Annotated in this window: 10 protein-coding genes; 7 read left to right on the plus strand and 3 right to left on the minus strand. The window is 67.6% G+C overall.

Translation table 11 applies throughout. The features are described from left to right. The first annotated feature begins 292 nt into the window (after positions 1 to 292). From D0D37_RS28695 to D0D37_RS28710, 4 genes are all read left to right on the plus strand, one after another. Entirely contained in the window at positions 293 to 1,033 is a 741-nt protein-coding gene (locus D0D37_RS28695; RefSeq protein ID WP_116203709.1) for an ABC transporter ATP-binding protein, read from the plus strand. Positions 1,034 to 1,038: 5 nt separating this feature from the next. Next, positions 1,039 to 3,609 (plus strand): ABC transporter permease, encoded by a 2,571-nt coding sequence (locus D0D37_RS28700; RefSeq protein WP_116203730.1) that lies wholly within the window; start codon positions 1,039 to 1,041, stop codon positions 3,607 to 3,609. 137 nt (positions 3,610 to 3,746) lie between these two features. Continuing rightward, a complete protein-coding gene (locus D0D37_RS28705) occupies positions 3,747 to 4,361 on the plus strand; it encodes a TetR/AcrR family transcriptional regulator (protein WP_116203710.1) in 615 nt (204 codons plus the stop codon). Between the two features lie 523 nt (positions 4,362 to 4,884). Next, a complete protein-coding gene (locus D0D37_RS28710) occupies positions 4,885 to 5,754 on the plus strand; it encodes a S1 family peptidase (RefSeq protein ID WP_208720183.1) in 870 nt (289 codons plus the stop codon). Positions 5,755 to 5,794: 40 nt separating this feature from the next. Here the strand turns inward: D0D37_RS28710 and D0D37_RS28715 are convergent, their stop codons facing one another. Further along, positions 5,795 to 6,535 (minus strand): IclR family transcriptional regulator, encoded by a 741-nt coding sequence (locus tag D0D37_RS28715; protein ID WP_116203711.1) that lies wholly within the window; start codon positions 6,533 to 6,535, stop codon positions 5,795 to 5,797. A 120-nt stretch (positions 6,536 to 6,655) separates the two neighbouring features. Here D0D37_RS28715 and D0D37_RS28720 point away from each other — a divergent pair, with 120 nt between their 5' ends. Both D0D37_RS28720 and D0D37_RS28725 read left to right on the plus strand, forming a co-directional pair. Further along, positions 6,656 to 7,933 (plus strand): MFS transporter, encoded by a 1,278-nt coding sequence (locus D0D37_RS28720; protein WP_116203712.1) that lies wholly within the window; start codon positions 6,656 to 6,658, stop codon positions 7,931 to 7,933. Continuing rightward, positions 7,930 to 8,823, plus strand: coding sequence for a 2-hydroxyacid dehydrogenase (locus D0D37_RS28725; protein WP_116203713.1), 894 nt, complete (start codon positions 7,930 to 7,932; stop codon positions 8,821 to 8,823). Before D0D37_RS28720 ends, D0D37_RS28725 begins: the two co-directional genes overlap by 4 nt. On the opposite strand, the gene D0D37_RS28730 is transcribed toward D0D37_RS28725, so the two are convergent. Beyond that, a complete protein-coding gene (locus tag D0D37_RS28730; RefSeq protein ID WP_116203714.1) occupies positions 8,816 to 9,667 on the minus strand; it encodes a TIGR02569 family protein in 852 nt (283 codons plus the stop codon). The two genes, D0D37_RS28725 and D0D37_RS28730, sit on opposite strands and share 8 nt — an antisense overlap. Positions 9,668 to 9,935: 268 nt before the next feature. Here D0D37_RS28730 and D0D37_RS28735 point away from each other — a divergent pair, with 268 nt between their 5' ends. Beyond that, positions 9,936 to 11,108, plus strand: a complete 1,173-nt coding sequence (locus D0D37_RS28735; protein WP_162834520.1) for a thioester domain-containing protein — start codon at positions 9,936 to 9,938, stop codon at positions 11,106 to 11,108. A gap of 824 nt (positions 11,109 to 11,932) precedes the next feature. On the opposite strand, the gene D0D37_RS28745 is transcribed toward D0D37_RS28735, so the two are convergent. Beyond that, the gene (locus D0D37_RS28745) at positions 11,933 to 13,405 is read right to left on the minus strand and encodes an LCP family protein (protein WP_116203716.1); all 1,473 of its coding nucleotides are present in this window, start codon (positions 13,403 to 13,405) and stop codon (positions 11,933 to 11,935) included. Positions 13,406 to 13,513: the final 108 nt, after the last annotated feature.

Genomic DNA, 13,513 nt, shown 5'->3' on the forward strand with positions numbered 1-13,513 from the left:
GGCGGTCAATGTTTGCTGTCCGTGAGGGGAACCCTGAGGGACTCAGAGTCCCTCAGGGTTCCCCTCACGGACGCGAGGAAGCGGCTAAGTGGGCATAGGTGGGGTGTTTCGGCGGAAGTGAAGTCCTTTGTGGATGGTAGGTAGGCGTGAGGCCACGCCGCTTAAGTCCCCACCGGGGGTGGTGGTGCCTGCGCTACCCCCAAGACTCCCGCGCTCGGGATCGTTTTCGCCCACCCGCGGCCATAGCTTCATGAGCGACAGAGAATCTGCTGGCCCGAGGAGCGACACGAAGATGAACACAGGCGGTACACACGCCCTGAGGCTGGAAGCGGTGCGCAAGATCTACGGCTCCGGCGACGGCGCGGTCACCGCGCTGGACGGGGTGTCGGTCGGGATCCAGCGGGGCTCGTTCACCGCGGTCATGGGGCCGTCGGGATCCGGAAAGAGCACCTTCCTGCACTGCGCGGCTGGTCTGGACCGGCCGAGTTCGGGCCGGGTGCTGCTCGGCGACACCGAACTCGGCGGGCTCCGCGAGCGCTCGCTCACCGAATTGCGCCGGACCCGGATCGGGTTCATTTTCCAGGCCTACAACCTGCTCCCGTCGCTGAATGTGCTGCAGAACATCACGTTGCCGATGCGGCTGGCGGGCAAGAAGCCGGATCCGCGCTGGCTGCGCGAGCTCGTCGACGGCGTCGGCATCGCGAAGCGGCTGGAGCACCGCCCCGCGGAACTGTCCGGGGGACAGCAGCAGCGCGTCGCGATCGCCCGCGCGCTGATCACCCGGCCCGAGGTCGTGCTCGCCGACGAGCCGACCGGCGCGCTCGACACCCGCACCGCGCGCCAGGTGCTCGACCTGTTGCGCACCGTGGTCGACCAGATGGGCCAGACCGTGTTGATGGTCACCCACGACCCGGTCGCCGCGTCCGCCGCGCACGGAGTGCTGTTCCTCGCCGACGGCAAGCTCGCCGGCCACCTCCCGCAGCCGACCCCGGAACGGGTCGCGGAGCGGATGACCCACCTCGGGGAGTGGTGACCGCCATGTGGTCGTTGGCTTGGCAGACGACGAAGACCCGGCTGAGCGGTTTCGTCGGCGCGTTCATCGCGATCCTCTGCGGCACCGCGCTCGTCGCGGGCTGCGGCGTCCTCATGGAATCCGGTCTGCGCGCCGGAGTCCCGACCCAGCGTTACGCCGAAGCCGCCGTGGTGGTCGGCGGGCTGCAGACCACGAAACCGCCTGGCGCGGATTTCGGCGAGTCTCAGCAGGTCAGCGAACAGACGACGGTGCCCGAGACGCTGATCGGCAAGATCGCCGAAGTGCCCGGCGTGCGCCAGGCGGTGCCGGAGCAGGACTTCCCGGCGAACGTCGTGACGTCCAGCGGCCAGGTGCTCACCGGCCCGAACGGCAGCCAGTCGCGCGGACACAACTGGGACGCGGCGGTACTCGCCCCGTTCTCCTTGCGCGAAGGCCACGCGCCCGAAGCGTCGAACGAAGTCGTTCTCGACGCAGAACTCGCGGCCCGCGGCGGAGTTTCGGTCGGCAGCACAGTACGGATCTCGACCCGTTCCACGCCGATGGACTTCCGGGTCACCGGCATCGCCGCCCCGAAATCTGGCAACGGTTTGACGCGGCAGTCGGCCATGTTCTTCTCCGCCGCACGCGCCGCTGACCTTTCCGGGAAACCCGGGCAGGTCCACGCGATCGGCGTGCTAGCCGCGCCCGGCACGTCGACCGGCGACTTGGAAAGCCGCATCAGCGCGGCAGTCAGCGGGCAACCGGTCACGGTGACGACGGGCGTCGGACGCAGCACTGTCGAATTCCTCGACGTGAGCCAGACCCGGGTCCTGCTGTTCGCCCTCGCGGGATCGTTCGGCGGGTTCGCGATCCTGGTCGCGGTGTTCGTCGTGTCGAGCACGTTGGCCTTGGTGATCAACCAGCGTCGCCGGGAATTCGCCCTGCTGCGGGCGATCGCGGCCACACCGAAGCAGATCCGCAAGCTGATCAGCGCCGAAACCATGCTGATCGCGGTCACCGCCGGAGTGTGCGGCGCGGGCTTGGGCGTGGCCGTGGCCTACGGATTGCGCAACGCGTTCGCCGGGATCGGCGTGATCCCGCCGGACTTCGACCTCGCGATCGGCCCGCTCCCGCTCGTCGTCGCGTTCCTGCTCGGGTTGGGCGCGGCGCGACTGGCCGCGTGGTCGGCGGCGCGGCGCCCGGCGTCGATCCGCCCGATCGAAGCACTCGGCGAGGCGGCCGTCGAACGCCGCGAACTCGGCCGGAGCCGGGTCCTCATCGGCTGGCTGCTGGTGCTGCTCGGCTTCGGCGGCTCAACCGTGCCGATGTACGTGACCGGCGACGGTGCGCTCGCGGCCTCGTCGATGTCCGCGCTGGTGGTCGTGATCGGGCTCGCGGTGCTCGGGCCGAAGGTGGTCGCCTTCATGACCCGGATCATCGCCCCGGTGTACACCGGCGTATCGCGGATCAGCGGGTACCTGGCCGCCGCGAACAACCAGGCCAACGCCCGCCGGCTCGCGTCGGCCGTGACCCCGGTGATGCTGGCGGTCGCGTTCGCGATCTCGATGTTCTACAGCCAGACGTCCTCCGCCGCGGCCAGGCAGGAACAGGCCGTCCGGTCGACCTCCGCGGACCACGTCCTGACGAGCAGCACCGGGGCGCTGTCTCCGGAAGTCGCCGCAGCGGCGCGCGCGATCCCCGGAGTCGCGGCGGCCACCTCGGTGATCCGCACCGACGTGGTCACCACGGTCCCGGAGGAGAACCGGCTGCGCGTGATGAAGTACCCGGCGCAGGGGCTCAACGGCGACCAAGTGCGCGGCGTGCTCGATCTCGGCGTCGTGTCCGGGAATCTGGCCGACCTGCGCGGCGACACCGTCGCGATGAGCAAGGGCGAGGCCGACTGGTACGACAAGAAAATCGGCGACGAGGTCGACTTCTGGTTCGCCGACGGCAGTCCGGCGAAGGTGAAACTGGTAGCGGTCTACACGCACAACCAGGCGTTCGGCGAGTACGTGCTGCCCGCCGACCTCGCCCGCTCGCACACCGGCGACCGGATGGACAGTTCCGTTCTGGTGCGCCAGGACCCGAACGCCGACCCGGCCGCGGTGACCGCCGCGCTGCGCGACCTCAGCACTCGCTACCCAGGCCTCAACGTCGTGCCCGGCTCCACGGTCTCGGCGGCCGACAATGCGGCGGGACAACAGCAGTTCTACCTGAACCTGGTCGCGGTCGGCGTGATCCTCGGCTACGTGGTGATCTCGGTGGCCAACACGCTGGTGATGACCACGGCGCAGCGCTCGCGGGAATTCGCGCTGCTGCGGCTGATCGGCACCACCCGAGGCCAGGTCGTGCGGATGATGCGCCTGGAAGCGTTGACAACCGCTGGGGTCGCGGTGCTGCTCGGCACGGTGGTAGCGGCGATTCCCTTGGTACTGCTGAATCTCGCCCTGCGGAGCACCCCATTGCCAGCCGGAACGCCCGCGGTGTTCGGCGGGATCGTCGCCGGAGCGTTCTTGCTCAGCCTGGTCTCGCTTGGACTGTCCACTCGGGTCACCTTGCGTGCCAAGCCCATCGACGCCATCGGCCTCCGCGAATAAGGAAGGAAGAAGCTTGCTGAAACAGCTTTCGGTGGCGGACGCCGCACCGGCTCGCTTCCTCGACCAGTCCACGATTCCCGATTTGCAGCGCGCGATGGATCGAAGGCAGTATCGCTAACAGTTGTAAGCTTGCGGCCGTGAACGCAGCAGAAGGACGCGCCCGGAACCGCCGCGGCGAAGGTGCCCGGCTGCGGGAGGAGATCGTGCGGGCGGCGGCCGAGATCCTCGACGAGGGCGGCGGCGAGGATGCGGTCACCTTGCGCGCGGTCGCCCGGCGGACCGGCATCGCGGCACCGTCCATCTACCGGCACTTCGCCGACCGCGACCAGATCCTGCTGGCGGTGGTGCGGGAAGCGTTCGCCGAGTTGAAGGAACGCATCGAAGCCGGACTGGCCGAGGTGGACAAGCCGGACGCGCAGCTGCGCTCGGTGTGCACGACGTACCTGGACTTCGCCCTGGAGCGCCCGAAGCGCTACCGCATCCTGTTCGGCGGCGTGTGGAATGCCGCGCGGACGGCCGAGAATCCGGAGGTGACGACGGCGGCGGAGCAGGACGTGTTCGCCCTGCTGGCACAAGCGGTGCAGGGCTGCGCGGACGCCGGACTCTCGCGCAGCACCTCGGCGTTCTCCGACGCGACCGCCCTGTGGGCCGGACTGCATGGCCTGGCCGAGCTGAGACCCGCGTCGCCGATGTTTCCTTGGCCGGAAGGGGTTTTGGAGGTGCTGGTGAATCGGCTTGCCCTGCTGGATTAGGACTCGCCCGGCTGCGGTGCGCGACACGCATCCGAGGCCGCACGAGTGGGCGGCGCGCCGAAAGCCGCTTCGGGCGCGCAGGATGCCTCGAACGCCCGCACTGCTTGCGGATGTACGTGAGGGGAACCTTCACGGACTCAGAGTCCCTCGGGGTTCCCCTCACGGACTTTCCCCTGCGCACCGAGCGCCACCTTGATGGCGCGGCATGCACTCAATGTCGCGCCGGAGCGGGACAGCTCAAGCCCAGAGGCGGAACCCGGCACGGATGTCCCGCTGAGCGGGAGCAATTCCCGCAATCCGGCCCCTGCGCCCGAACGGCCCAGCCTCCAGGCAAAACGCACCCGCGCCGTTAGCATTCCGTGACCAAGCCCCGACCCCCTGTATCGGCCGCGTCAGTTTCTACCCTGGTCATCGGATTAATCGGGCACACTCACTCATTCGGCTTAACAACTTCGCTATCTTGGACCCCGTGGTGCACGCAAAGTCACGTTCCGCCCAGCGGGCGAGCCTTCGGCTGGGCGCCGTGGCAGTAGCCACGGTCGTCGGAGCCGGGCTCGCCGGGGCCTACGTCGGCCTGCAACGGACCGCGGAGGCCGAGACCGCCAAGCCGGTGTCGAACGTCGCCGTCGCGCGCGGCGCCAGCGGCAGCGCGGGCAACGCCAGCGGCACGGTCAGCGGCGGTTCCGGCGGCAAGGCACCAGCGTCCTCGCAACCCACCGCACCCGCCCTGCCTGACCATCCGACGCCGTTCAGCGTCAAATTGTCCTCGAAGGACATCCCGGAGAAGGGCGGCGGCGTCCGCACCGGCGGCTGCAGCGGTTCGCTGATCGCCCCGCAATGGATCGTCACCGCGGGCCACTGCTTCCACGACCTCGACGGCACGCGCGTCAGCGGCAAACCCGACTACACCATGACCGCCGCCATCGGGAAGCTCACCGACTCCGACCCGCGCGGGCACGTGCTGAAGATCGTGGACACGCGCCAGTCCGCGGTCAACGACCTCGCGATCGCCAAGCTTTCCGAGCCGGTCACCGACATCGAACCGCTCGCGCTGCCGGACGGCCCGCCGGACCCGGGCCAGCACACGACCTTCGTCGGCTGGGGTTCGCTGTCCTCGAAGGTCATCGTGCAGACCGACCACATCAAACGCGGCGACTTCCAGGTCGACGAAGTGCGCAAGAACGAGATCACCCTTATACCGCTGAAGAAGCGGACCGTGGAGAACAGCCCGTGCCCGGACGACTCGGGTTCGCCGTTTTTCGTGCCGGTGAAGGGCAAGAACACGCTGATCGCGGTCGAGAACTTCGGCCCCGACTGCCCTCAGCCCGGCACCGAAACCGCGGCGCGCGTGGATCAGCTCGTCTCGTGGATCAAGGGCGAGATCGGCTCGTGAGTGGCAATCCCGGTTAGAACCGGCATAAACACGCACGACCTCACCGAGGCAGCACCGCCGCCAATTCCCTAGCCGCAGCACGCAAAGCAGGCACGAACCCCTCAAGTTGAGCAACGCTCAGCCGATAAGCCGGTGCCGCAGTCGACAACGCGGCGATCGCGGTCCCGTCCGGCGTCCTGATCGGAACGCCGACCGCGCGGATGCCTTCCTCGTGCTCCTCGTCGGCGATCGCGAAACCGCGTTCGCGCACCGCCGCGATCTCCGCCGCGAACGCCTCCCGCGAGGTGATCGTGCGCGGGCCCAGCTCAGGCAGCTCCAGCGAAGCGATCAGCTCGTCCCGGTTCGGCGCGAACGCGACCAGGCATTTGCCCATCGACGTGCAGTGCAACGGCCCGCGCGCGCCCGGTTCACCGCGAATCTGCAGCCGCTGCGACCCCTCCACCGAATGGACATACACCTGGTTGTGCCCGTCCAGCACGGCCAGCAGCGTCGGCTCGCCGGTCTCCGCGGACAGCTTCTGCATCACCGGCAGCGCGACGCCGGCGAACCCGCGCGCCTGCGACACCGACTGGCCCAGCTCGAACAGCCGCAGCCCCAGCGAATACCGCTTCGACACCGGGTCGTTGCGCGCGAATCCCTCGCTCTGCAAGGAACTGAGCAGGCGATGCGTCGTGCTCACCGGATATCCGGCGGCGCGTGCCAGCTCGGACAGCGGCACGCCTTCGGGGTATCCGCCGAGCAGGGACAGCACCCGCAAAGCCTTGCCGACCATGTCCGCCATCGGACCCCCTTGACGTCCTGGGCGCGGCGTCGCACACTGCCTCTCACCGCATTGCGGAATAGCTTTCCATATTACGGAAAGCGCGTCAAGGACTTGGGTCAGCGGCGACAGGAGTACCGGATGAACACCGTCGAGCAGGCGGGCACGCTCGGGAGGCAGCGGTGGCTGCGGCTGATCCCGATCGTCTTCGTCACCTACAGCCTCGCCTACCTCGACCGGTCGAACTTTTCGATCGCGACCGCCGGCGGCATGGCCGAGGAACTGCACCTCACGAGCACGACGTCCGGGCTGATCGGCGCGTCGTTCTTCCTCGGCTACTTCCTGCTGCAGGTCCCCGGCGTCCTCTACGCCGACCGCCGCAGCGTGCGCAGCCTGATCTTCTGGTCGGTGCTCGCGTGGGGCGTTCTCGCGACCGCGCAGGGCCTGCTCAGCTCGGTGCCGGTGCTGATCGTGGTCCGGTTCCTGCTCGGCGCGGTGGAAGCGGCGGTGCTGCCCGCGCTCGTCGTGCTGCTCGCGCGCTGGTTCACGAAGGCCGAACGCGGTCGTGCCAACGCTTTCCTGATCCTCGGCAACCCGGTCACGGTGATGTGGCTGTCGGCGGCGTCGGGGTATTTGATCGAAGCGACGTCGTGGCGCGGCATGTTCATCATCGAGGGAATCCCCGCGCTGATCTGGGCTTTCGTGTTCCGCGCACAGGTCCGCGACCGGCCCGCCGACACGCCGTGGCTCGACGCGGCCGGTCGTGACGCGATCGAGCGCGCGATCGCCGCGGAACAGGCGCAGCTGCCGGAACCTGCGGACCGCCCGGTGCGGGAAGCCTTGCGGTCCAAGGCGGTTCTGGTGCTGTCGGCGCAATATCTGTTGTGGAGCATCGGGGTTTACGGCTTCGTGTTCTGGTTGCCGTCGATCGTCAAGGCGGGCTCGTCGGCCGGGATCGGCGCGACCGGTTTGCTGTCGGCGATTCCGTACGCCTTCGCCGTGGTGGCGATGCTGATCAACTCGCGCAGTTCGGACCGCTCCGGCGCGCGGCGGCGCTACGTGTGGCCGTGGCTGCTCGCCGGCGCGGTCGCGTTCTACGGTTCGTACCTCTTGGGCAAGCAGCACTTCTGGTGGGCGTTCGTGCTGCTAGCGGTCGCCGCGGTGGCCTTGTACGCGCCGTACGGCCCGTTCTTCGCCTTGATTTCCGAACTTCTGCCGCAGCGGACCGCTGGGGTGGCGGTAGCCGTGATCAACGCGGCTGGCGCGCTCGGCGGGTTCCTCGGGACCTACCTGGTCGGCTGGCTCGAATCCGCCACCGGCAGCACGGCTGCCGCGTTCCTGATGCTGGCGGGGACAATGGCCGCAGCCGCGGTGCTGGTAGTCGCGGTTCCGGTGAAAACGAAGGAAAGGCGAGCATGACCGCGCGTGTACTGGTGCCCTGGTCCGACATTTCCGTTCCGGCCGAACTGAACGCGGTCGTGTGGGACGGCCGCGGCGCCCCGCCGGACGGCCTCGACGACGTCGAGTTCTACGTCCTGCCCTACGACCAGGGCCCCGCCGCCGCGAAGCTCATCCCGCAGTTGCTGTCGCTGCGCGCGGTGCAGACGCTGTCCGCCGGATACGACAACCTGCTGTCGCTCGTCCCGTCCGGCGTGCAGTTGGCGAACGGCCGGGGTCTGCACGACCTCAGCGTCGCCGAGCACGCGCTCGCGCTGATCCTTGCTGCGCAACGGTATTTCCCGCGCTGGTTCGCGCAGCAACAGACCGGTTCGTGGGACCGGGCGCACACGCGCTCGCTCGCCGACTGCCGCGTCCTGCTGGTCGGCTACGGCTCGATCGGCCGCGCCATCGAGCGATACCTGGAGGCTGGCGAGGCCGAGGTGGTCCGGGTCTCCAGCACCGCTCGCTCCGGCGTGCACGGCATCGCCGAACTGCCGGACCTCCTGCCGACCGCGGACATCGTGGTACTGGTCCTGCCCGACAACCCGCAAACCCGCGGCCTCTTCGGCGCCGCGGAACTGGCCCTGCTGCCGGACACCGCCCTGGTCGTGAACGTCGGCCGCGGCACCGCCGTGGACACCGACGCGCTCACTGCCGAGGTCTCCGCCGGCCGCCTGCGCGCGGCGCTCGACGTCGTCGACCCGGAACCGCTGCCCTCCGACCATCCACTGTGGACCCTCGACGGCGCGATCATCACCCCGCACATCGCCGGCGGTTCGGACTCGTTCTACCCGCGGGCGAAGCGGCTGGCCGAACGTCAGCTCGCGCACTACGCGAAGGGCGAGCCGCTGGAGAACCTGGTCAACTGAGCACGGCCGCGATCGCGGGCTGGTAGGCGGAGACCTGGTCTGGTGTCCAGTGCCCGGCCAGGTCGTGCGTGACGATCCGGTAGACGAGCGCGCGGATCAGCATCTGCCGCCATTCAGGCAAATGGGCCCAGCGGTCGATCAAGCCGGGAACCGCTTTGTACCAGCACAATGCGTCGGCGACAGCCACCGCGGCGGCCCACGACGGCGGCCGCCAGTAGACCGCCCAGTCGATCACCGCGGGCGGCTGTCCCGGCGCGAAAAGGACGTTGCCGGGGAGATCGCCGTGCACCGCCTGCGCGGTCAATTCGACCGGCCTCCGGGCGGCGAGCAACGGGTCGAGAAGCCGTCGGGCGGTCGCCGACGCATCGGGCGGCAATTCCTCCCAGGCGACCCGGTCTCCGACGGCCCACGGGTCGGTCCGGAGATCGAGAAACTCCGGCCGAGGCAGGTGCGCGATCGCCTGATGGAACGCGATCCCGGCGCGAACGGCGTCGTCCGGGCGGGAAGTGTCCGGACGTCCGAGGACCAGCCGGCTGGCCTCCCACCCCTGCGCGGACGCGGGGGAGCGGCTCGGATTGCCACCGGATGAATTCGGGCCGTCGGCTCCCTCTCCGGCGATCCAGCTTCCCCCGCCCGTCCGCAGCGGCCGCGCGATCCGAAACTCCGCCGACTCGGTCACCGCCGCGAGCGCCTCCGCCCGCCACCGCGTTTCCGGAGCGAACTCCACCGGTTTCAGCACGACGTCCCCGACGCGCCAAGTCCCGCCTTTCCCGCCTTCAAGCCGAACCGGGACACCGCCGCACTCGAAGGCGTCGAGCACGTCCGCCGGAGGTTGCGTGATCAACGTTGTGCATCCTTTCTCCAGTGCTGTTTCCCGGGATTCTCGCAGCTCCGCGCACACCTACCCAGAGCAACACAAGGGGAGGAACGACTCCGACTGGTGGTACGGAAGCGCATTCGGGGGACCACCCACAGTGCACATGTGAGCCCTGTGTATGCTTCGCCATCGCTTGACTGGGTGGATTCTTCACCCGAATTGGTGGCCGTCGTGGTCGGGGAATGTGGTCTCACGCGGTCCGTCGTTCGTGGTTCGGGACTCGATGGGAGAAAGCATGCACGGCAGGTCATTTCTGGTCCGGGGAGGGGCCGCGGCGGCTTCCGCGGCAGCGGCGCTCATGATCGCCGCGCCGGTCGCCCTCGCGGATGACAACGCCCCCACGGCGCGCAGCGGTGCGGCCTCGGGCACCTTGGTATACGGCGGTGCGTCGGGCTTCGACGTCAACATCGCCGACAAGGGCAAGGTCCAGACGACGCTGTTCAACTTCAAGCTGTCCGACGGTGCCGTCTCGAAGATGTACTGCGTGCAGATCGAGGTCGGCGCGCGGTTCGGCGAGACGATGGTCGAGCACGCCTGGAACGACTACCCCGACGCGAAGTCGCCGTTCCGCAAGAACAACAAGAACATCAACTGGGTGCTGCACCACAGCTACCCGTCCGAGGACGTCGCCTCTCTTGAGAAGACGCTGACCGACAAGGGCGCCAAGCTCCACGACGGTCTGTCCACTAAGGAAGCGCTGACCGCGACCCAGGCCGCGGTGTGGCACTACAGCGACGGCAAGGACCTCGACGAAAAGAACCCGCTGGCCAACGGCTCCGAGGACGAGGCCGCCGATGTTGTCGCGCTGTACGACTACCTGACCGGCGACGCCAACACCGGCGTCGAGGAGACGAAGCCGGCGCTGAGCATCACCCCGGCCAAGGCGAGCGGCGAAGCGGGCACGAAGATCGGCCCGTTCACCGTCGCGACGACTGGCAGCGTCACCGACTTCACGAGCAAGCTCCCCGAGGGCGTGAAGGTCGTCGGCGAGAACGGCGAGGAGATCAAGTCCTCGGCGATCAAGAACGGCACGAAGCTGTTCCTGGACGTCCCGAAGGACGCGAAGCCCGGCACGGCCGAACTTGCGGTGAAGGCCGCGGGCGACGTCAACACCGGTCGCCTGTTCGTGGCCAAGAACTACGCGGACAAGCCGGCGCAGTCGCTGATCGTGGCGCAGTCGCAGAAGAGCGCCGTCGAGGCCTCCGCGACCGGCACCTGGACCGAAACGGGCCCGGTGACCACCGCCCCCGCCACGACCGCCCCCGCGGCCGGCGGCAACAACTCGGGCCAGACCCCGCTGGCGAACACCGGCGTGAACGCCGCCCTGCCCATCGGCCTGGGCGCAGCCCTGGTAGTCGCAGGCGGCGCGATGCTGCTGGTGGTCCGCCGCCGTCGGAGCAACGCCTGATTATCTCGAGTAGTACGCACTAAGCGGCGGGCCGGTCCACTTAGGACCGGCCCGCTTTGCTGTCCCCGGGGCTTCGCACCCGCCGACCCCGCGTCACCCGCTTCGCCTTCCGCCGGTCTGCCAAGGTCTGTGAAGGGCTCCTTGAGGGAATCTAATTCCCTCAAGGAGCCCTTCACGGACTTCGGGGATGGTGGAGTTCCGTGAGGGCCACCTTCAGGGACTCTGAGTCCCTCAGGGTTCCCCTCACAGACCACCGGTGGTCTGTGAGGGCCACCTTCGGGGACTTGGATTCCTTCAAGGAGCCCTTCACGGACTTAGGCGGACGGCGGAGTTCTGTGAGGGCCACCTTCAGGGACTCTGAGTCCCTCAGGGTTCCCCTCACGGACGCGCGGAAGCGGCTAGGTGGCATAGGCGGGCATTTCGGCGAGGTTGGCGCCCTTGTGGACGGTTGGCAATGCCGAGGCCGCACGGCCTAAGTCCCTGGCATTGGACTTGGATTCCCTCGCGGGGTCCTTCACGGCCAGTCCGCCGGGGTGCACCGCAATGCGGCGTCGGGTGCGCCTCGCGCACCCCGACGCGGCGTTGGGTGCGTCGCATGCACCCAGTGCCGCATTGGGGCGCTAGCCCACACCAACCGCACCGATGCACTCAACGTTCGAGGCACCCACTCGACCCCCGCACCCCGATACGAAGCCTTCTCTGCGGTCTGAGGGTGGTTGTCAAGGCATCTTTCCCGCCTTGACAACCACCCTCAGACCGTCAGCACAATCAGCTTCGGGGTGCCCCACGCAACCACTGAACGCGATGTGCGAAGCACGAGCCGGTCAGTTAACGCAAGTAACCCCATCAGCAGTAATATCCGGCGCACTCCCAGCAGGAGCCTCCATAACCGCCGGAGCGGAAGCCGGATGCACCCCAGAATCATCCGAATACTTCTGCCCCAAATAAACCCGGAAATGATCCTTCTCAAGCGAATTATCGGAAGCCACCGCAACCCCGCCAAGCTTCTCCCCGATAGCCTCAGCCTGACTACGCTGCCCCCGCCCGTAATAAACGGTAGAAGTCCGACGAGTAGCACTATTGGTAACAGACCCCCGCTGATACCCAGCAGCAGCAAGCTTGTCGGCAACCCGATTAGCCAACCCATCCACCCCGGACGAGTTGCGCACATCAACCACATAAGAAGCCAACGCAGGATCCCCAGCAGTAGAAGACGGTGGCGCAGAAACCGAAGAAGACGGCGCAGAAGCGGACCCAGTCTGCTCCCGAACAAACTGCTGAACCTGCTTAGGATCCACCTGCACCGCATCGCCGTCATTAGGCGTCTTCAACGTAATACTAACCACCGGCACAGTAACGAAGTTGATACTCCCCGCGCTCATCCCGTGCAGTTGCTGAGCAAACCCCAGCAAATCCCAGTTAGTATCAACAACAACAGCCTTCTTAACGGCCCCGATCAACGCATCCAACTTACCAGGATCAGTCAAAGTCCCAGCAGAAAGAATAGTCTTAGCCATACTGGCCATAAAAACCTGCTGCCGCTTGATCCGGTCGAGGTCCCCATTGGGCAACCCATGCCGCTGCCGAACAAACTGCAACGCCTGCGCCCCAGAAACACGCTGCGGCCCGGCAGCAAAATTAGCCCCAGAGTAACTATCCTTAACCGGAGCCTTAAGACAAACCGGCACGCCACCAACGGCCTGGCTAACGTAGTAGAACCCAGCCAGATTAACCGCCGCATAATGCGTGATAGTCAACCCAGTCAACTGCTGAACCGTCTCGATCGCAGTCTTGGCCCCAGCCTGAGCCGAGTCAGTCTCCAGCTGCGACCCAGACTCACCGGCAGCCCTAAGCTCATTCTTCCGAGCAGTCTGCCCATAAGTATAAGCCGAGTTAATCTTGTGCTTCCCGAACTTCCCGGCAAGCTGGATATAAGAGTCACGCGGGATAGAAATCGCAGTAGCGTTCCCGCCCCCGGCCGGGATGTGCACGACGATCATCGTGTCGGTCGTGTCGCCGCCGTCCTCGGCGCCGCCCGCGTGGAGCTGGTCGAGCACGTCCTCGGGGAGCGGATTGCCCTCCGCGTCGGTGCGCGTGTCGAGGCCGACCATCAGAATGTTCTGCTCGCCCATCGGCGAGCCCGCGCCGGCGCCGATCACGTCGGACCTGGTCAGGCCGTCGGTGATCTGGTTCAGCTTCGACCACGCGAAGGCGGTGCCGCCGAGGACGAGCAGCGAAACCACGGCCAGAAGCACCTGGGCGACGCGGATCGCGCTGGCGGTCTTGCGACGACGCATCGGGGTTCCTCTTCCTGCCGCGTCCGGTGGTCGAAAGACCCACGGTAGCGGGCGTCTCACCTGGACGGGTTACCGCTTACCCCAATTTGCGGAGAGGGTGCCCGGAAT

The organism is Amycolatopsis circi (genome assembly GCF_003385235.1).
GTDB lineage: Bacteria > Actinomycetota > Actinomycetes > Mycobacteriales > Pseudonocardiaceae > Amycolatopsis > Amycolatopsis circi.